Raw genomic sequence first — 17,905 nt, forward strand, 5'->3', positions numbered from 1 at the left:
CGCCGCGACGTCGGCCGCCGTCGCGGCTCCCGGACCCGCCGCCGTCGCGCCCCCCGGCCCTGCCGCCGAGCCGCGGCAGTCGCCGGAGACGGCGGCTCCTGCCGCCGCCTCGGGAGCTCCGGCCGTGGCTCCGACCGCACCCGCCCCGCAGCCCGCCGCGGCTCCCGCCCCCGGCGCGGCCGAGCCGGCGGAGAATCCTGCCCCGGGCGCGGCTCCCGACCCGTCCGCGGGGCCGGCGGCCCCCACCGCCTCGCCGGGCGCGGAGCCCGCCGCGACTCCCGCCCGGTCCGCGGAGCCGGCCCCCGCCGCGCCGCCTACCGCGGCGTCGCCCGCATCCGCCGGGCCGGCCGCCGAGGCCGCGCGCCCCGCTCCCGCCGCCGCACCCGCGGCGGACGAGGGCCCCGCGGCGGGCTGGGCCACGGCGGTTCCGGGCCGGCCCGCGGCGGCCGACACCGCCGCGCCCGCTCCGCAACCCGCGCCCGCGGGCGACGGGGGCTCCCCGTCCTCGCGCGGTGCCGCCGCTCCGCGCGAAGGCGCTTCCTCGTCGCGCGCCGGTGCGGAACCGGCCGCCGCCGCGCCCGCGGAGCCCGCGTCCCCGGCGCCAGAGCCCGAGTCCGCAGCGCCCGCGTCCCCCGCGCCGGCGCGCAACGGGGGCGACCCCGACCCGGTCGGCGCGGCGCCCGCGACGCTGTCGCTCGACGGTGTGCGCGCCGCGTGGCCGCGCGTGCTCGGCGCCGTCGAGGCCGCGAGCCGCTCCTCGTGGCTCGTCCTGCAGTCGGCGTCCGTCGTCCACGTCGCGGGCGACGTCGTCGGGCTCGCGTTCACGAACGCCGCCGACCTCGGGCGCTTCAAGACCCGGGCCCCGGACGGCGCGGGGGTGAGCGAGGACCTGCGCGCCGCCCTCGGTGCGGTCCTCGGCGCGCGCGTGAAGTTCCTCGCGAAGCACGTGCCGGAGGCGCCGCCGGAGGAGCCGCCGTACGGCGACGAGCCGCCGGAGCCCGACGACGATCAGGGCCCCCCGCCCGCGCGCGAGGCGCCGCGGCCGCAGACCTCCGCGTACGCCGCGGCGCCCGCGTCCGGGTGGGCGGTCGCCCTCCAGGCGGTCGACGCCGCCCGCGCCCGCGGCGGCCGCGCCGCCGCCCTTCGCCGCCGGCCCCGCGCTCGCCGTCGACGAGGACCCGGCCGAGGCCGAGGTTCCGGAGTCCGCGCGCCAGGCCGCCCCCGCGCGCGACGGCGAGGTCATCGATGAGCCCGCGGCGCCGCGCGTCCAGGCGCGTCAGGTGCGCCTGGAGGACGGCATCGAGCGGTACGGCGAGGCCGTCGTCCGTCAGAAGCTCGGCGCGCGCTTCCTACACGAGGAGGACTACGAGCCTCCCACCCGCTTCCACTGACGCCCCGAGCTAAGGACTCGTTATGTACGACGGCATCGTCCAAGAGCTGATCGACGAGCTGGGCCGCCTGCCCGGCGTCGGCCCGAAGTCGGCCCAGCGCATCGCCTTTCACATCCTGCAGACGCCGAGCTTCGACGTCTCGCGCCTCAGCGAACTCCTGCGCGACGTGCGGGAGCGCGTGAAGTTCTGCGAGCGCTGCGGCAACGTCTCCGAGGCCGAGCTGTGCGCGATCTGCCGCGACCCCCGGCGCGACCAGAGCCTTGTCTGCGTCGTGGAGGACGCGAAGGACGTCGCCGCCATCGAGCGCACGCGGGAGTTCCACGGCCTCTACCACGTGCTCGGCGGCGCCATCAGCCCGATCGCGGGCGTCGGCCCCGACAACCTCCGGATCCGCGAGCTCATGACGCGGCTGTCCGACGGCACGGTCCAGGAGATCATCCTCGCCACGAACCCCAACCTCGAGGGCGAGGCCACCGCCGCGTACCTCAGCCGCCTGCTCGCCTCGATGGAGATCGCCGTGACGCGCCTCGCGTCCGGCCTGCCCGTGGGCGGCGACCTCGAGTACGCCGACGAGATCACGCTCGGCCGCGCCTTCGAGGGGCGTCGCTCGGCGTAGCCCGATTCTCGCCCCGCTGGGAATCCGCTCTAAGCTGGTCGGACGGGCGACACGTCCTCCGCCCGCAGCCCCACCCAGGAGTGTCTTCGTGGCATTGATTGTGCAGAAGTTCGGCGGATCCAGCGTCGCGGACGCCGAGAGCATCAAGCGCGTCGCCAAGCGCATCGTCGACACCCGCCGCGCGGGCAACGACGTCGTCGTGGCCGTCAGCGCGATGGGGGACACGACCGACGAGCTCCTCGACCTCGCGCACGCGGTCGCGCCGACGCCCGCCCCGCGCGAGCTCGACATGCTCCTCTCGAGCGGCGAGCGGATCTCGATGGCGCTGTTGGCCATGACGATCCACTCCCTCGGCTACGAGGCCCGCTCGTTCACGGGGAGCCAGGCGGGCATGATCACGACGGCGGACCACGGATCCGCCCGCATCGTCGACGTCACGCCCGTGCGCCTGCGCGAGGCGCTCGACGAGGGCGCGATCGTCATCGTCGCGGGGTTCCAGGGCTTCAACCGCGACACCCGCGACATCACGACGCTGGGGCGCGGCGGATCCGACACCACGGCGGTCGCGCTTGCGGCCGCGCTCGGCGCGGACGTGTGCGAGATCTACAGCGACGTCGACGGGGTCTTCACGTGCGACCCGCGCGTCGTCCCCCTCGCCCGCAAGCTCGACGCGATCTCGGCCGAGGAGATGCTCGAGCTCGCCGCGAACGGCGCCAAGGTGCTCTACATTCGCGCCGTGGAATATGCGCGGCGGCACAACGTTCTCATCCACGCCCGATCCACGTTCACGTCGAACGAGGGCACGTACGTTCTCGGTGAGGGGATGACCGACCCCCGCCTGGCCAAGGGAGAAGACATGACCGACGTCATCGGCAAGGAGGAGCCCGTCGTCGCCGGCGTGGCCATCGACCGCAGCCAGGCCAAGATCACGGTCGTCGGGGTCCCCGACGTGCCGGGGTCGGCCTCCGCGATCTTCACGCGCGTGTCGAAGGCCGGCGCCAACATCGACATGATCGTCCAGAACGTGCAGTCCGCGAGCCCCGGCCGCACGGACATCTCGTTCACGCTCCCGAAGGAGCAGGCGCGGGGCGTCGCGCAGCAGCTCCAGGCCGAGCAGTCTGAGCTGGGGTTCGAGGCGATCGTCCACGACGACCAGGTCGGCAAGCTGTCGGTCGTCGGCGCGGGCATGCGGTCCCACTCGGGCGTCTCGCTGACGCTCTTCGACGCCCTCAGCCGCCACCGCATCAACATCGAGATGATCTCGACGAGCGAGATCCGCATCTCGGTCGTCCTGCGCGACACCGACCTCGACGAGGCGGCGCGCGCCGTCCACACCGCCTACGGCCTCGACGGGGGCGTCGAGGCGACCGTCTACGCCGGCACCGGCCGCTGAGCAGGAGAACACCCATGGCACACATCGCATCCTCGGGCGTCTCGGTCGCCGTCGTCGGCGCGACCGGTCAGGTCGGCGGCAAGATGCTCGAGATCCTCGCCGAGCGCGCATTCCCCGTCCGCGAGCTGCGGCTGTTCGCCTCGCCGCGCTCCGCCGGCAGGCAGCTCTCCTACGCGGGCGTCGACGTCGTCGTGGAAGACATCCACACGACCGACCTCTCGGGCATCGACGTGGCGCTGTTCTCCGCGGGCGGCGCGGCCTCGACCGAGCACGCCCCCCGCTTCGCCGCGGCCGGCGCGCTCGTCGTCGACAACTCGAGCGCGTGGCGCATGGATCCGGACGTGCCGCTCGTGGTGAGCGAGGTGAACCCGCACGCGATCGACGAGGCGCGCAAGGGCATCGTCGCCAACCCCAACTGCACGACCATGGCCGCGATGCCGGTCCTCAAGGTCCTCGACGGCGCGGCGGGGCTCGAGCGGCTCGTCGTCTCGACCTACCAGGCGGTCTCGGGATCCGGCCTCGGCGGCGTCGAGGAGCTGCGCGGCCAGGTCGAGGCCGCGGTCCAGCAGGGCGGTCTCGAGCGCCTCGTGCACGACGGATCCGCGATCGACTTCCCCACGCCGGAGAAGTACGTGGCGCCCATCGCCTTCGACGTCCTCGCCCTCGCCGGCAACCTCGTCGACGACGGGCTCGGGGAGACGGACGAGGAGAAGAAGCTCCGTAACGAGAGCCGCAAGATCCTCGAGCTGCCGGACCTGCGCGTATCCGGCACCTGCGTGCGCGTGCCCGTCTTCACGGGCCACTCGCTGACGATCAACGCGGAGTTCCGCGACGAGATCACGCCCGAGCGCGCGCGCGAGCTGCTCGCGGACGCCCCCGGCGTGGCGCTGGCCGACGTCCCCACGCCGCTCCAGGCCGCAGGCAGCGACCCGAGCTACGTCGGCCGGATCCGCCCGGACCAGGCGGCCCCCGAGGGGCGCGGGCTCGCGATGTTCATCGCGAACGACAACCTGCGCAAGGGCGCGGCGCTCAACACGGTGCAGATCGCCGAGCTCGTCGCGGCGCGCGTCGCGCAGGGCGCCTGATCCGCGCCGAGGGCGCAAGAATCCGCGAACTTTCGGGGGATCCACTCGGATTCCCCGCACCCGGGCGGGAGTAGGCTGGAACATCGTGAGCGAATCCGTAGATGTTGTGCTCGTCGGCGGCGGGGTCATGTCCGCCACGCTGGGCACCCTCCTCAAAGAACTGCAGCCCGACTGGAAGATCGTGGCCTTCGAGCGCCTCGGCGACGTGGCGCAGGAGAGCTCGAACCCCTGGAACAACGCGGGCACAGGCCACGCGGCGCTCTGCGAGCTGAACTACATGCCCGACGCTGCGGATCCGTCCAAGGCCGTCGGCATCAACGAGCAGTTCCAGGTCAGCCGTCAGCTCTGGTCGTCACTCATCGATCGCGGCATCCTCGGCGCCCCCGAGACGTTCATCAACCAGACTCCGCACATGACCTTTGTGCAGGGCGAGAAGGACGTCGCGTACCTGCGCGCGCGGTACGAGACGTTGAAAGAGCAGCCCCTGTTCGCGGGGATCGAGTACAGCGAGGACTCGCGGGTCATCCACCAGTGGGCGCCGCTGCTCATGAAGAACCGCCGCCGCGGCGAGCCGTTCGCGGCGACGCGCGTGCCGGCGGGAACCGACGTCGACTTCGGCGCGATCACCCGCCAGCTCTTCCGGCACCTCGACGATGCGGGCGTCGACGTGCGCCTGAACACCGAGGTGCGCGGGCTGAAGAAGAAGAGCGACGGCACGTGGGACGTGCGCTTCCGCAACCGCGTCGGCAGCACGCCCGGCCGCGTGAACGCGCGCTTCGTCTTCGTCGGCGCGGGCGGCTGGGCTCTGAAGCTCCTCCAGAAGTCAGGGATCCCCGAGATCAAGGGCTACGGCGTCTTCCCGATCGGCGGCCAGTTCCTCAAGACCTCGCGTCCCGAGCTTGTCGCCCAGCACCGCGCGAAGGTGTACTCGCAGGCCGCCGTCGGCGCGCCGCCCATGTCGGTCCCGCACCTCGACGCGCGCATGGTCGACGGCGAGGGCTCCCTCATGTTCGGGCCGTTCGCGACCTTCAGCCCGAAGTTCCTCAAGAACGGCCGGTGGACCGACATCGTCCAGCAGGTCCGGCTCGGCAACATCGGATCCATGCTGAAGGTCGGCGCGACGAACCTCGACCTCGTCAAGTACCTCGTGGGCGAGCTGCTCAAGAGCCGCGATCGCAAGATCGAGAGCCTGCGCGAGTTCCTTCCGACCGCCGACGGCGACGACTGGGAGCTCATCCAGGCCGGCCAGCGGGCGCAGGTCATGAAGGGCGGGAAGCTGCAGTTCGGCACCGAGGTCGTCTCGGCCGCCGACGGGTCGATCGCCGGCCTCCTGGGCGCCTCGCCGGGCGCCTCGACTGCGGTCTCGATCATGCTGAACGTGCTCTCGACCTGCTTCCCCGACCAGCGCGAGGCGTGGGAGCCGACGCTGCGCGAGCTCATCCCCGCCCTGGGCGAGCAGCTCAACGCCGACGCGGCGCTCGCCGAGCGCGTCACGGGGGCGTCGGCCGAGGCGCTCGCGATCCACGCCTGATCCGCGTCCCGCGGACCCCGTCCGGTCACCCGGGCGGGGCCCGCGGCGTCTCGGGGATCCTCCCGAGCCGGGCGGGCTACCCTGGGTCCGTGGCCAAACTGTACTTCCGCTACGGCGCGATGAACTCGGGTAAGTCCACCGCGCTCCTCCAGGCCGCGTACAACTACGAGGAGCGCGGGCAGGCGGTCCTCCTCGCGAAGCCCGCGATCGACACGAAGGGCGCCGACGAGATCGAGTCCCGGCTCGGCGTGACCCGCGCGGTGGACGTGTTGATCCGGCCGGACGACGACGTGCGGGCGCTGGTGGAGCGCGAGCGCGCCCGCGTCCGCCGGGAGGCGGCCGACGCGCTCTTCGACGCGGACCGCCCCGCGGACGTCGCATGCATCCTCGTGGACGAGGCGCAGTTTCTCTCGCGGGAGCAGGTCGACGGCTTGTTTCGCGTCGCCGTGACCGAGGGGATCCCCGTGATGGCGTACGGGATCCGCACCGACTTCCAGACCGAAGCGTTCCCGGGGTCCCGACGCCTCCTCGAGGTCGCGCACGCGCTGGAGGAGCTCAAGACGATCTGCCGGTGCGGGCGGAAGGCGATGTTCAACGGCCGCGTGATCAACGGGACGTTCGTGTTCGCGGGGGACCAGGTGGCGATCGACGCGGCGACCGCCGCCGTGCGCGACGCGCACTTCGTCACGTACGAGTCCCTGTGCGGCGCGTGCTATCTCGAGGAGTCGGGCGGCTCGCTCGGCGGCTGAGCCTGCGCCCTGCCGATAGGCTGGTTTCATGCGCGTTCTTCTCGCCGGCGGCGCCGGATACGTTGGGACCCACACGGCCATTTCCCTCCTCGAGGCGGGTCACGAGCCGGTCATGCTGGACGACCTGTCGAACACCTCGAGCGTCGTGATCGACCGCATCGCGGAGATCACCGGCGCGCGGGTCCCGCTCGTCGTGGGCGACGCGGCCGACGACGAGGTCGTCGAGGGCGCCTTCGACGCCCACGGCCCGTTCGACGCGATCGTGCACTTCGCGGCGTACAAGGCGGTCGGCGAGTCGGTCGCGCAGCCGCTGTCCTACTACGCGAACAACCTCGACACGACCTACGCGCTCCTGCGCGTCGGGCTCGCGCGCGGGATCCGCTCGTTCGTGTTCTCCTCGACCGGGACGGTCTACTCGGATCCGGCCGACCTGCCGTTCACGGAGGAGGCGACGCGCAACCTCGTGGCGCTGTCGAACCCGTACTCGAAGTCGAAGCTCATGAACGAGCAGGTCCTCACCGACGTGCAGGCGGCCCACCCGGAGCTGAACGTCACGCTGCTGCGGTACTTCAACCCGGTCGGCGCGCACGCCTCGGGCCTGGTGGGGGAGGACCCGAAGGGGACCCCCAACAACCTCATGCCGTTCGTCGCGCGCGTCGCGGTCGGCGCGCTCGACGAGGTCGGCATCTTCGGGGACGACTACGACACCCCGGACGGCACGGGTCAGCGCGACTACATTCACGTGGTGGACCTCGCGGAGGGCCACGTCAAGGCGCTGGAGAACGCGGCGCCGGGGACGACGGCGTACAACCTCGGCACGGGAAACCCCGTGAGCGTGCGCGAGCTCGTCGCGTCCTTCGAGCGCGCCGTCGGCCGCGAGCTCCCGAAGTCCGTGAAGCCGCGACGCGCGGGCGACCTCGCCGCCACCTACTGCACGCCCGCAAAGGCCGAGGCCGAGCTGGGGTGGCGGGCGACGCGCACGATCGACGACATGACGCGCGACGTCTGGAACTGGCAGCAGAAGAACCCCGGCGGCTACGAGGGCTGACTCCGCGCCGCGGCGCGCCTCACCAGATCGCGAGGCGCGCCGTGGCCGCGGCGACGGCGGCCCAGCCGAGGCTCGCGAGGGTGCCGATGATGAAGCGCTCGCGCGCCTCCGGCGTGCCGAGCTCCGTGAACCGCGCGATGCCCTTGATGGCGACGACGACGGCGATCGCCTCGGGATAGCCGACGACGATGGCGAGGGCGGCGCCGCCGCGCTCGAGGAACCCGATCGCGGCCCCGCCCCGCATGACCTCGGGCTGCGGGCCGGGGGCGCCCGGCGTCGTGCGCAGCAGGAGCCCGCCGTGCGGTCCCTCGCCGAGCGCGCCGCCGGAGGCGCTCGCGAGGACCCGCCGGGCGGCCGGATCCCCGCCGAGGACCGCGACGGCGACCGCGATCAGCGCGAGCACGGCGGCGATCGAGAGCGGCACGGACACGGGCGCGAGCGCGGCCACGACGAGCGCCGTCGCCGTGACGATCGCCGCGGCGAGGAGCGGGCCGGAGCGCGTGGCTCGTCGATCGACGAGCACGAGTGTGAGTGCCGCGCCGAGGGCGGCCGTCAGGACGATGCCGAGCACGGTGCCGGTCAGGGCCGCGGGGGTGAGCATGGCGATAGTGTCTCAGCCCGCGCGGCGCGGGCGCCCTATTCGCCCGGGGCGTCGGGATCCAGGCGGCCGAGTGCGCGCGCCAGGGCCGGGACGGCCGCCTCCTCGGCGCGCAGCCCCGCCGCCGAGGCGCGCCGGCTCGCCGCGCTTGGCGTGATCCCGAGCTCGGCCGCCGCCTCGCGCTGGGTGAGCCCCCGCGCGAGGAGGTCGTACACCTCCCACCCTTCCTCGCTGCGGCGGTCGCGCAGCTCGACGAGGAGGCGGACGAGGGCCTCGCCGTCGGCGGCGTCGGGCCCGGAGACCGCGACGCGCGTGGGTGCCGTCTTTGCCCGCTCGACGGCGTCGCGCGCGGCCACGAAGGCGTCGCCCCGCGCGGCGCGCACCTCCCGGGGGAGGGGGCGCTCCACCTCCCCGACGCCGAGGCCGACGCTCCACTCCCGCGTGCGGGTGAGGGCGAGCGCCACGTCGAGGGCGGCGGGCGCGGCGTCGAAAACGGCCTGGAACTCGTCGCCGGCCGTGCGCTCGGGCGGGAGTGCGAGCGCCGCGCCCGCGGCGGCGGTCGTCAGGGCGATCGCGTCGGGCACGGCGTCGCGGCCGGCCCGGCTGTCGTGCTGGTCGGCGGTCAGGACGAACATGGCCCTCCTTGTGCGTGGAGACTCAACACTCGCTTAATTGCGTCTGTAGGCACAATGGTAGACGAGGTGAGGGTGGGAGCGCACCACCCGCCCCGGATCAGCGCGCGACGACCTGGCGCTTCGAGGAGATGACCCCCGTGTCGAAACCGGCGAGGCGCAGGCCGCCGTGGAAGCGCGCGTGCTCGATCTTCACGCAGCGATCCATGACGACGTTGAGTCCCGCATCCTCCGCGATCTTCGCGGCCTCCTCGTTCCAGGATCCGAGCTGCAGCCAGAGCGCCTTCGCGCCGACCGCGACGGCCTCGCGAGCGACGCCCGGCAGGTCCTCGTCGCGCCGGAACACGTCGACGATGTCGGGCACGACCGGCAGGTCTGCGAGGGAGGCGTAGGCCTTCTCGCCCAGGATCTCGTCGGCGCGGGGGTTGACGAAGAACACCTCGTACGGCGAGCTCGAGAGCAGGTACGTGCCGACGAAGTAGCTCGCGCGCGCGGGGTTGTTCGACGCCCCCACGATGGCGATCGTCTTCGCGCGGCGCAGGATCCCGAGGCGCGCCCCGGCGCCCGGGCCCTGCCAGGTGCGGCCCGCGTGGGCGGGGTCGGATCCGCCGGCCGCGGCGGGCACGGGAGCTCCCGCTCCCGGGGTGAACTCGCAGGCGTTCGTCATCGGGTCGCTCCTGTCGCGGCGGTGAGGGCCTGGTCGAGGTCCCAGACGATGTCCTCGGGGTCCTCGAGGCCCACCGAGATGCGGATGAGGTCGGCGGGCACGCCCGCGGCCGTGAGCTGCTCGGCGGTGAGCTGCTGGTGGGTCGTCGAGGCCGGGTGGATCACGAGCGTGCGGGCGTCGCCGATGTTGGCGAGGTGGCTCGCGAGCTGGAGGGACTCGATGACCGTCTCGCCCGTGGCGCGGGCCGCGGCCAGCTGGGCCTCGTCGTCGGCGAACTCGCCCGCGGGCCGGACGCCGAACGCGAAGACGGATCCTGGCCCGAGCGGGAAGTACTTCTGCGCCCGCTCCTGGTGGGGGTGCCCCTCCAGGCCCGCCCACGTGACGAACGACACGCGCGGGTCCGAGGCCAGCCACTCGGCGACGATGCGCGCGTTCGCGACGTGCGCATCGATGCGCTGCGGGAGCGTCTCGACGCCCTGCAGGAGGTTGAACGCCGACTGCGGGCTGAGCGCGGGGCCGACGTCGCGCAGCTGCTCGCTGCGCAGCTTCGTGAGGAAGCCGTACTCGCCGAAGTTGTCCCACCAGCGGATCCCGCCGTAGGACTCGACCGGCTCGGTCATGGTGGGGAACTTCCCGTTGCCCCAGTCGAACGTGCCGGCCTCGACGACGACGCCGCCGAGCGTCGTGCCGTGGCCGCCGAGGAACTTCGTCACCGAGTGGATGACGATGTCGGCTCCGTGCTCGATGGGTCGGACGAGGTAGGGCGTCGCGAGGGTCGCGTCGACGACGAGCGGGATGCCGGCGTCGTGCGCGACGGCCGCGAGCCCCTCGAGGTCGGCGATCTCGCCGCCCGGGTTGCCGATGACCTCGGTGTAGACGACCTTCGTGTTCGCGCGGATCGCCTTGCGGAACTCCTCGGGGTCGTCGCTCGCGACGAACGTCGTGTCGACGCCGAAGCGGCGCAGCGTCACGTTGAGCTGCGTCACCGTGCCGCCGTAGAGCTGCGCGGAGGCCACGACGTGGTCGCCCGCGCCGACGAGGGCTGCGAAGGTGATGAACTCGGCCGACATGCCGCTCGCGGTCGCCACGGCGCCGATGCCGCCCTCGAGCGACGCGATGCGCTCCTCGAGCGCCGCGACCGTCGGGTTGCCGATGCGCGAGTAGATGTTGCCGTACTTCTGCAGCGCGAACAGGTTCGCGGCATCCTTCGCATCGTCGAACACGAACGACGTGGTCTGGTAGATCGGCACGGCGCGCGCGCCGGTCGTGGCGTCGGGGGTTCCGCCCGCGTGCAGGGCGCGGGTGCGGAAGCCGAAACGGTGCTCGCTCATGTGGTCTCCTTCTCGCGGGCGGCGGCGATGGCGTCGCGGACGCCGTCGACGGCCCAGGGGTTCTGCAGGCTCGTGGTGTCGCCGAGCGGATCGCCGTGCCACAGCTGCGCCAGCAGCCGTCGCAGGATCTTACCCGAGCGGGTCTTCGGCAGGTCGGGCACGCGGACGATGTGCTTCGGCTTCGCAATGGGGCCGATGTCGTGGCTCACGCGGCGGCGCAGGGCGTCCGGATCCGCGGATCCGGACGCCCCGTCGACGACGAACGCCGCGACGGCCTGGCCCGTGACCGGGTCCGTGACGCCCGTGACGCCCGCCTCGCCGACCGTGGGGTCCGCGACGAGCGACGACTCGATCTCGATCGTGGAGAGCCGGTGCCCCGAGACGTTCACGACGTCGTCGACGCGCCCGAGGATCCAAACGTAGCCGTCGGCGTCCATCGTCGCGCCGTCGCCCGCGACGTAGTAGCCGCCGGCCTCGCCCTTGCCGGCGTACGGCGCCCAGTACGAGTCGCGGTAGCGCGCGGGGTTGCCCCACACGGTGCGCGCCATGCCGGGCCACGGCCGCCTCACGACGAGCGTCCCGGCGCGGCCGGGGGCGACGGCCTCGCCCGCCTCGTCGACGACGGCGACGTCGATGCCGGGCAGGGCGACGGTCGCGGATCCGGGCTTCAGCGTCGTGACGCCGGGCAGCGGCGCGATCATCGCCGCGCCCGTCTCGGACTGCCACCAGGTGTCGACGACGGGCACCGCGTCTCGACCGACGTTGCGGCGGAACCACACCCACGCCTCGGGATTGATCGCCTCGCCGACCGTGCCCAGCAGCCGCACGCTCGAGAGGTCGTGCGTGGCGGGGAGCGTGTCGCCGAACCACGTCATGAACGTGCGGATCAGCGTGGGCGCCGTGTAGTACACCGTCACGCCGTAGCGCTCGATGATCTCGAAGTGGCGCTCGCGGTGCGGGGCGTCGGGCGTGCCCTCGTAGATGACCTGCGTGAGGCCGTTCGAGAGCGGACCGTAGATCTCGTACGTGTGGGCCGTCACCCAGGCGAGGTCGGCCGTGCACCAGTGCACGTCGTCGGGCTTCGCGTCGAAGTGCGCGTAGTGCGCCCAGCTCGCGTGCGTGAGGTAGCCGCCCGACGTGTGCACGAGGCCCTTCGGCTTCCCCGTCGTGCCCGAGGTGTAGATGATGAACAGCGGGTGCTCCGCGGGAAAGGGCGTCGCCTCGTGGGTCTCGCTCGCCGTGTCCACGACGTCGTGCCACCAGACGTCGCGCCCGGCCGTCCACGGCACGTCCTGGCCCGTGCGGCGCACGACGAGGACGTGCTCGAGGTGGGGAAGATCCCGCGCGGCCTCGTCGGCGGCCGACTTCACCTCGACCGCGCTCCCGCGGCGGTTCTGGCCGTCGGTCGTCACGAGCAGCTTCGCGCCCGTGTCTTCCAGGCGGAAGCGCACGGCCTCGGCCGAGAACCCGCCGAAGACGAGCGAGTGCACCGCGCCGATCCGCGCGCACGCGAGCGCGATGACGACGGTCTCGACGAGGACGGGCAGGTAGACCACGACCCGGTCGCCGGGCTCGATGCCGAGCGCGAGGAGGCCGTTCGCGGCGCGGGACACCCGACGCTGCAGGTCGGCGTAGGTGACGGCCTCGCGGTCGCCCGGCTCGCCCTCGAAGAAGAGGGCCACCTTGTCGCCGCGGCCGGCCTCGACGTGCCGGTCGACGCAGTTGTGCGCGACGTTGAGGGTGCCGCCGGCGAACCACGTCGCCGCGGGGACGGTCAGCTCGCCGTCCGGCCCTGGGACCGGCGGATCCCAGGTGTGCGCCGTGTCCCAGCCGCGCGCCCAGTCGAGGCGGCCCGCCTGGCGCTCCCAGAAGGCGACGGGATCCGCCGCCGCCTCGGCGTACGCGCCCGCGCCGACGTTCGCCTGCGCGGCGAAGTCGGCCGGCGCGGGGAAGGACCGGCTCTCGGTCAGCCTCGCCTCGTTCGCCATCACACCCACCTCTTGAGGACCGACTTCTCGAAGATCTGCAGCAGGCCGTTCGTGACCGTGCCGAGCAGCGCGAGCAGCACGATCGCCAGGAGGATCCGGTCGACGCGCCCCGTGGTCTGCGAGATGCTCAGCAGGTATCCGAGGCCCATCGACGCGCCCAGCAGCTCGGCGGCCACGAGGAACAGCCAGGCCTGCGCGAGCGCGAGGCGCAGGCCCGAGATGACGGCCGGGACGACCGCCGGCAGCTGCACCGTGCGGAACAGCGACCAGCCGCGCAGCCCGAAGGAGCGGCCCGCCTCGACGAGGAGCGGATCCACGTGCCGGAGCGCGTCGGCCACCGTCGTGTACACGGGGAAGAAGGCGCCGATCGCGATGAGCGTGACCTTCGACTCCTCGCCGATGGACATCCACAGGAGCAGCAGCGGCACCCACGCGAGCGACGGCACGGCCCGCAGGGCGACGAGCGTCGGGGCGAGCAGAACGTTGCCGGCGCGGGAGAGCCCGACGAGCGCCGCGAACACGAGCGCGACGGCGGATCCCACGAGGAAGCCGACGACGACGCGCTGGACGGAGATCGCGACGTGCAACCACAGCTCGCCGTCCGCGGCGAGGTCGATCCCGGACTGCACGACCGTCCACGGCTCGGGCAGGCGGTAGGTCGGCACGGCGCCCGTGGTCGTGGCGATCTGCCACGCCGCGAGGACGAGGACCGGCAGCGCGAGGCCGCCGACGATCTTCACCCACGTGCGCGACCAGAGGGGCGTGCGCGTACGCGCCGCCCCCCGGGTCGTGGTCGTGCCAGGTGTCATTCGGTGGCCTGGGTGGCGAAGGTGTCGTTCACGATCGTGTCGAGCGCCTCGTTCACGGCGGTCTCGCCGCCCTGCACGTCGCCGGCCTCCACGAGCACGGGCGCGATGACCTCGAGGACCGCGAGCTGCGCGTCGCCCGGGACGCCGGAGACGTCGAGGTTTGAGCGCTCCTCGATCACGGTCGAGGCGACCTCGAGGTCGATGCCCGCGGCATCGGCGAGCAGTTCGGCGGTCTCTTCGGGGTTCTCGAGGGCCCAGGCGCGGGCCTGTTCGTACGCGTCGACGACGGCCTGCACGACGTCGGGGTGGTCGGCGATGAACTCCTCGGTCGCGTTGAGGAAACCGTAGGAGTTGAAGTCGACGTTGCGATAGGCGAGCTCGTCGCCCGACTCGACCTCGGCGGCGGCCATGATCGGGTCGAGGCCCACCCACGCGTCGACGTCACCGTTGTCGAGGAGGGTGCGCCCGTCCGCGTGCTGGACGTTCTGCACCGTGACGTCGTCGATCGTCAGGCCCGCCTCGGCGAGCGCCTGCAGCAGGAAGAAGTAGGGGTCCGTTCCCGTGGTCGCCGCGATCGTGGCGCCCTCGAGGTCCCCGAGGCCCGCGATGTCGCTGTCCGGGCCGACGACGATCGCCGACCACTCGGGCTGCGAGTAGATGTCGACCACCTGGATGGGGGATCCGTTGGCGCGCGCGAGCAGCGCGGCGGACCCGGCCGTCGAGGCGAGGTCCGCGGATCCGGAGCGCAGGAACTCGTTGGCCTTGTTGCTGCCCTCGGACTGGATCCACTCGACCTGGACGTCGTCGCCGAAGGTCTCCTCCAGGAGGCCCTGGTCGCGGACGACGAGGCTCAGCGGGTTGTACGTGGCCCAGTCGAGCGTGAGCTCGCTCGTCGACCAGTCGCTGCCCTCGGCGGGCGCGCCGGATCCGCCGCTCTCGCCGGCGAGGCACCCCGTGGTCATGAGCGCCATCACCCCGGCGACGGCGGTCGCGGGAATGATTCGGCGGGTGAAGGTGCTCATCGGGTCTCCTTGGTGGTGAGCGGTTGGGGGTGGTGAACGCCCAGGCTGTCGAGCAGGCTGGTGCGCAGATCGGTGAACGGGCGGGCGCCCCGGTCGCGCGGGCGAGTGCCGGGCACGGGCACGACGCGCGCGATCGAGCCGTCGCGGCGCGGGGCGACGGCGGCACCGCCGGCGGTGGCGGATCCGTGCGGGCCGGCGGATCCGAGGGCCCCGATTCCCGAGGTCGAGCCGAGGGCGACGACGCGCGCGCGGGGGCGCTCGGGCTCGGCCGGCGCGGTGGCGTGGAGGTTCCGGAGCATCAGCACGCGATCGGCGAGGTAAAGCGCCTCCTCCACGTCGTGCGTGACGAGGAGGATCGTCGTGGGCTGCGCCCGGTGGATGTCGAGCAGCAGGTCGTGCATGCGCAGGCGCGTGAGCGCGTCGAGCGCGCCGAAGGGTTCGTCGAGGAGGAGCACGCGGGGGCTGCGCGCGAGCGCGCGGGCGAGCGAGGCGCGCTGCGCCATGCCGCCGGAGACCTCGCGCGGGCGCTGGCCGGCCGCGTGGGTCAGGCCGACGAGGTCGAGCAGCTCGGCGACCCGCGCCTCCGCGGCGCGGCGCTTCGTGCCGTGGGGGAGCCCGAGCGCGACGTTCTGGGCGATCGTGCGCCAGGGGAGCAGGCGCGGCTCCTGGAACGCGATCGCCGTGGCCTCGTCGTGCGCCGAGACGCCCGCGCCGTCGAGCGTGATCTCGCCGGCGGTGGGGGAGTCGAGGCCGCCGACGAGGCGGAGGAGCGTGGACTTGCCGCATCCCGAGGGGCCGACGACCGCGACGATCTCGCCGGGGGCGAGGTCGAGGTCGACGTCGGCGAGCACCGTGCGGGCGCCCTCCTTCGTGGCGAAGGTGCGCTCGACGCCGGTGATGCGCACGGCGCCGGCGGGCGCGCTCGTGCTCTCGAGGGTATCGGGCATGTTCCCAGAATGACGGTACGGGCGCGGATCCACAAAGTCGGCGCAATCCGACGTTACATGCGCCGTTTGGCGCCCGCGCCGAATTTCGCTACTGTGGTCAGACCACACGGTTTCGGGGCGAGGGGGCACGGATGAGCGAGACGCGCGCGTGGCGCACCGTGCTCGAGCACGTCGAACAGCGCCTCCGCGACGGATCCCTCGGCCCGGGCGATCGGCTCCCCGGCGAGCGCGACCTCGCCAGCCAGCTGGGCGTCGGCCGCTCCAGCGTCCGCGAGGCGCTCCGGGTGCTCGAGGTGATGGGCGTGCTGCACACGGCGACCGGATCCGGACCGCGCGCGGGTGCCGTCATCACGGTGCAGGCGGGTTCCGGGCTCGCGCAGGTGCTCGGGCTCCAGGCCGCGGCGCAGGCGTTCCGGTTCGACGACGTCGTGGCGACCCGCCTCGTGCTCGAGACGGCGGTGGCGGAGGCCCTCGCCGGCGCCCGCCCCGACCTCGCGGGCGCGGGGGAGGTCCTCGATGCAATGGACGCCCCGGACCTCGCGCGCGACGAGTTCCTCGCGCTCGACGCGCGCTTCCACGCGCTCCTCGCCGAGGCGACCGGTAACGCCGTCTTCGGCGCGATCATGACCGGCCTGCGCGCCGCCATCGAGGCCTACGTGCAGCACGGGGCGCACACGATCGCCGACTGGGGCGCCGCGCGCGACCGCCTCCAGCGCGAGCATCGCGGCGTCGTGGACGCGATCGACCGCGGCGATGCTCCGGGCGCCCGCGCCCGGATCCACGACCACATCCGCGATTACCACGCGCTCACGCGCGCCACCTGACCCCACGAAAGGACGTCCCCATGGTCACCCGCCAGTTCCCGAATCCGGCCGACGTGCTGGAATACCTCAAGATCAAGCGCCCGGAGTTCGGTAAGGACGCCCGCCTCGGCAAGGCGTTGACGATCGCCGACCTCCGCGCCATCGCGAAGCGCCGCACGCCGGCCGCCGCGTTCGACTACACCGACGGCGCCGCTGACGCGGAGCTCTCGATCGAGCGCGCGCGCCAGGCCTTCGAGGACATCGAGTTCCACCCCGACATCCTCAAGCCCGCCGTCGACGTCGACACGACCACCGAGGTCCTCGGCGGCACGTCGGCGCTGCCGTTCGGCATCGCGCCGACGGGCTTCACGCGCCTCATGCAGACCGAGGGCGAGGTCGCCGGCGCGGGTGCCGCGGGCGCCGCGGGGATCCCCTTCACGCTCTCGACGCTCGGCACGACGTCGATCGAGGACGTCAAGAAGACCAACCCGAACGGGCGCAACTGGTTCCAGCTCTACGTCATGCGCGACCGCGAGATCTCCTACGGGCTCGTGAAGCGCGCCGCGGAGGCGGGGTTCGACACCCTGCACTTCACGGTCGACACGCCCGTGGCGGGCAACCGCATGCGCGACAGCCGCAACGGCTTCTCGATCCCGCCGCAGCTCTCGCTCGGCACGATCGTCAACGCGATCCCGCGCCCGTGGTGGTGGATCGACTTCCTCACGACCCCCAAGCTTGAGTTCGCGTCGCTGTCGACGACGGGCGGCACGGTCGGGGACCTCCTCAACAGCGCGATGGATCCGACCATCAGCTACGAGGACCTCGACACGATCCGGGAGATGTGGCCGGGCAAGCTCGTCGTCAAGGGCGTGCAGAACGTGCCCGACGCGGTGAAGCTCATCGACCGCGGCGTCGACGGCATCGTGCTGTCGAACCACGGCGGCCGCCAGCTCGACCGCGCCCCGATCCCGTTCCGCCTGCTCCCGCAGGTCGTTAAGGAGGTCGGATCCGACGCCACCGTTATGGTCGACACGGGCATCATGAACGGCCAGGACATCGTCGCCTCGATGGCGCTCGGCGCGAAGTTCACCCTCGTCGGCCGGGCCTACCTGTACGGGCTCATGGCCGGCGGCCGCGCGGGCGTCGACCGCATGATCGCGATCCTCGAGAGCGAGATCCGCCGCACGATGAAGCTGCTCGGGGTGTCCTCGGTCGAGGAGCTCGAACCGCGCCACGTCACGCAGCTCGCGCGCCTGGCGCCCGTCGCCGACTGATTCGTGTGGCCCCTCCCGCGC

The 17,905-nt window shown here is 73.0% G+C and carries 16 protein-coding genes and 1 pseudogene; 9 read left to right on the plus strand and 8 right to left on the minus strand.

The window, feature by feature from the left end; translation table 11 throughout:
* From GJQ66_RS15130 to galE, 7 genes and pseudogenes are all read left to right on the plus strand, one after another.
* Nucleotides 1–1,249 (plus strand): annotated as a pseudogene (locus tag GJQ66_RS15130) (hypothetical protein); the annotation flags it as partial.
* 164 nt (nt 1,250–1,413) lie between these two features.
* Complete coding sequence (gene recR, locus GJQ66_RS00005) at nt 1,414–2,007, plus strand: recombination mediator RecR (RefSeq protein WP_155047339.1); 594 nt, start codon at nt 1,414–1,416, stop codon at nt 2,005–2,007.
* 88 nt (nt 2,008–2,095) lie between these two features.
* Nucleotides 2,096–3,400, plus strand: a complete 1,305-nt coding sequence (locus tag GJQ66_RS00010) for an aspartate kinase (protein WP_166319373.1) — start codon at nt 2,096–2,098, stop codon at nt 3,398–3,400.
* A 14-nt stretch (nt 3,401–3,414) separates the two neighbouring features.
* Nucleotides 3,415–4,485, plus strand: a complete 1,071-nt coding sequence (locus GJQ66_RS00015; RefSeq protein ID WP_155047341.1) for an aspartate-semialdehyde dehydrogenase — start codon at nt 3,415–3,417, stop codon at nt 4,483–4,485.
* Between the two features lie 85 nt (nt 4,486–4,570).
* The gene (mqo, locus tag GJQ66_RS00020; RefSeq protein ID WP_368732470.1) at nt 4,571–6,016 is read left to right on the plus strand and encodes a malate dehydrogenase (quinone); all 1,446 of its coding nucleotides are present in this window, start codon (nt 4,571–4,573) and stop codon (nt 6,014–6,016) included.
* An 89-nt stretch (nt 6,017–6,105) separates the two neighbouring features.
* Entirely contained in the window at nt 6,106–6,765 is a 660-nt protein-coding gene (locus GJQ66_RS00025; RefSeq protein WP_368732471.1) for a thymidine kinase, read from the plus strand.
* A 28-nt stretch (nt 6,766–6,793) separates the two neighbouring features.
* The gene (gene galE / locus GJQ66_RS00030; RefSeq protein WP_155047342.1) at nt 6,794–7,813 is read left to right on the plus strand and encodes a UDP-glucose 4-epimerase GalE; all 1,020 of its coding nucleotides are present in this window, start codon (nt 6,794–6,796) and stop codon (nt 7,811–7,813) included.
* Between the two features lie 19 nt (nt 7,814–7,832).
* Here the strand turns inward: galE and GJQ66_RS00035 are convergent, their stop codons facing one another.
* From GJQ66_RS00035 to GJQ66_RS00070, 8 genes are all read right to left on the minus strand, one after another.
* Nucleotides 7,833–8,414, minus strand: a complete 582-nt coding sequence (locus GJQ66_RS00035) for a hypothetical protein (protein ID WP_155047343.1) — start codon at nt 8,412–8,414, stop codon at nt 7,833–7,835.
* Between the two features lie 35 nt (nt 8,415–8,449).
* Nucleotides 8,450–9,046, minus strand: coding sequence for a DNA-binding protein (locus GJQ66_RS00040; RefSeq protein WP_155047344.1), 597 nt, complete (start codon nt 9,044–9,046; stop codon nt 8,450–8,452).
* Nucleotides 9,047–9,143: 97 nt separating this feature from the next.
* On the minus strand, nt 9,144–9,710 hold the full coding sequence (locus tag GJQ66_RS00045; protein ID WP_155047345.1) for a CoA-binding protein: 567 nt from the start codon (nt 9,708–9,710) through the stop codon (nt 9,144–9,146).
* Complete coding sequence (locus GJQ66_RS00050; RefSeq protein WP_155047346.1) at nt 9,707–11,041, minus strand: O-acetylhomoserine aminocarboxypropyltransferase/cysteine synthase family protein; 1,335 nt, start codon at nt 11,039–11,041, stop codon at nt 9,707–9,709. The genes GJQ66_RS00045 and GJQ66_RS00050 overlap by 4 nt, the downstream gene beginning before the upstream one ends.
* On the minus strand, nt 11,038–13,029 hold the full coding sequence (gene acs, locus GJQ66_RS00055; protein WP_155047347.1) for an acetate--CoA ligase: 1,992 nt from the start codon (nt 13,027–13,029) through the stop codon (nt 11,038–11,040). The genes GJQ66_RS00050 and acs overlap by 4 nt, the downstream gene beginning before the upstream one ends.
* Nucleotides 13,029–13,838 (minus strand): ABC transporter permease, encoded by an 810-nt coding sequence (locus GJQ66_RS00060; RefSeq protein WP_155047348.1) that lies wholly within the window; start codon nt 13,836–13,838, stop codon nt 13,029–13,031. The genes acs and GJQ66_RS00060 overlap by 1 nt, the downstream gene beginning before the upstream one ends.
* Nucleotides 13,835–14,860 carry an aliphatic sulfonate ABC transporter substrate-binding protein gene (locus GJQ66_RS00065; protein ID WP_155047349.1) on the minus strand — a complete coding sequence of 342 codons (1,026 nt, stop codon included), beginning with the start codon at nt 14,858–14,860 and terminating at the stop codon, nt 13,835–13,837. Before GJQ66_RS00065 ends, GJQ66_RS00060 begins: the two co-directional genes overlap by 4 nt.
* Nucleotides 14,857–15,807, minus strand: coding sequence for an ABC transporter ATP-binding protein (locus GJQ66_RS00070; RefSeq protein WP_155047350.1), 951 nt, complete (start codon nt 15,805–15,807; stop codon nt 14,857–14,859). The genes GJQ66_RS00065 and GJQ66_RS00070 overlap by 4 nt, the downstream gene beginning before the upstream one ends.
* Before the next feature lie 131 nt (nt 15,808–15,938).
* Between GJQ66_RS00070 and GJQ66_RS00075 the strand changes: the two genes are divergently transcribed.
* Entirely contained in the window at nt 15,939–16,631 is a 693-nt protein-coding gene (locus GJQ66_RS00075; protein ID WP_155047351.1) for a FadR/GntR family transcriptional regulator, read from the plus strand.
* A gap of 20 nt (nt 16,632–16,651) precedes the next feature.
* Nucleotides 16,652–17,884 (plus strand): alpha-hydroxy acid oxidase, encoded by a 1,233-nt coding sequence (locus tag GJQ66_RS00080; protein WP_155047352.1) that lies wholly within the window; start codon nt 16,652–16,654, stop codon nt 17,882–17,884.
* Nucleotides 17,885–17,905 lie beyond the last annotated feature (21 nt).

The sequence above is a fragment of the Microbacterium sp. ZXX196 genome (assembly GCF_009709595.1).
Classification (GTDB): domain Bacteria; phylum Actinomycetota; class Actinomycetes; order Actinomycetales; family Microbacteriaceae; genus Microbacterium; species Microbacterium excoecariae.

Excerpts from the sequence above, each read along its gene's own strand:
- GJQ66_RS00050 (WP_155047346.1), bottom strand. The coding sequence starts at position 11,041 with ATGAGCGAGCACCGTTTCGGCTTCCGCACCCGCGCCCTGCACGCGGGC.
- GJQ66_RS00060 (WP_155047348.1), bottom strand. The coding sequence starts at position 13,838 with ATGACACCTGGCACGACCACGACCCGGGGGGCGGCGCGTACGCGCACG.
- GJQ66_RS00035 (WP_155047343.1), bottom strand. The coding sequence starts at position 8,414 with ATGCTCACCCCCGCGGCCCTGACCGGCACCGTGCTCGGCATCGTCCTG.
- GJQ66_RS00080 (WP_155047352.1), top strand. The coding sequence starts at position 16,652 with ATGGTCACCCGCCAGTTCCCGAATCCGGCCGACGTGCTGGAATACCTC.
- recR (WP_155047339.1), top strand. The coding sequence starts at position 1,414 with ATGTACGACGGCATCGTCCAAGAGCTGATCGACGAGCTGGGCCGCCTG.
- GJQ66_RS00040 (WP_155047344.1), bottom strand. The coding sequence starts at position 9,046 with ATGTTCGTCCTGACCGCCGACCAGCACGACAGCCGGGCCGGCCGCGAC.
- acs (WP_155047347.1), bottom strand. The coding sequence starts at position 13,029 with ATGGCGAACGAGGCGAGGCTGACCGAGAGCCGGTCCTTCCCCGCGCCG.
- GJQ66_RS00015 (WP_155047341.1), top strand. The coding sequence starts at position 3,415 with ATGGCACACATCGCATCCTCGGGCGTCTCGGTCGCCGTCGTCGGCGCG.
- GJQ66_RS00075 (WP_155047351.1), top strand. The coding sequence starts at position 15,939 with ATGAGCGAGACGCGCGCGTGGCGCACCGTGCTCGAGCACGTCGAACAG.
- galE (WP_155047342.1), top strand. The coding sequence starts at position 6,794 with ATGCGCGTTCTTCTCGCCGGCGGCGCCGGATACGTTGGGACCCACACG.
- GJQ66_RS00065 (WP_155047349.1), bottom strand. The coding sequence starts at position 14,860 with ATGAGCACCTTCACCCGCCGAATCATTCCCGCGACCGCCGTCGCCGGG.
- GJQ66_RS00045 (WP_155047345.1), bottom strand. The coding sequence starts at position 9,710 with ATGACGAACGCCTGCGAGTTCACCCCGGGAGCGGGAGCTCCCGTGCCC.
- GJQ66_RS00070 (WP_155047350.1), bottom strand. The coding sequence starts at position 15,807 with ATGCCCGATACCCTCGAGAGCACGAGCGCGCCCGCCGGCGCCGTGCGC.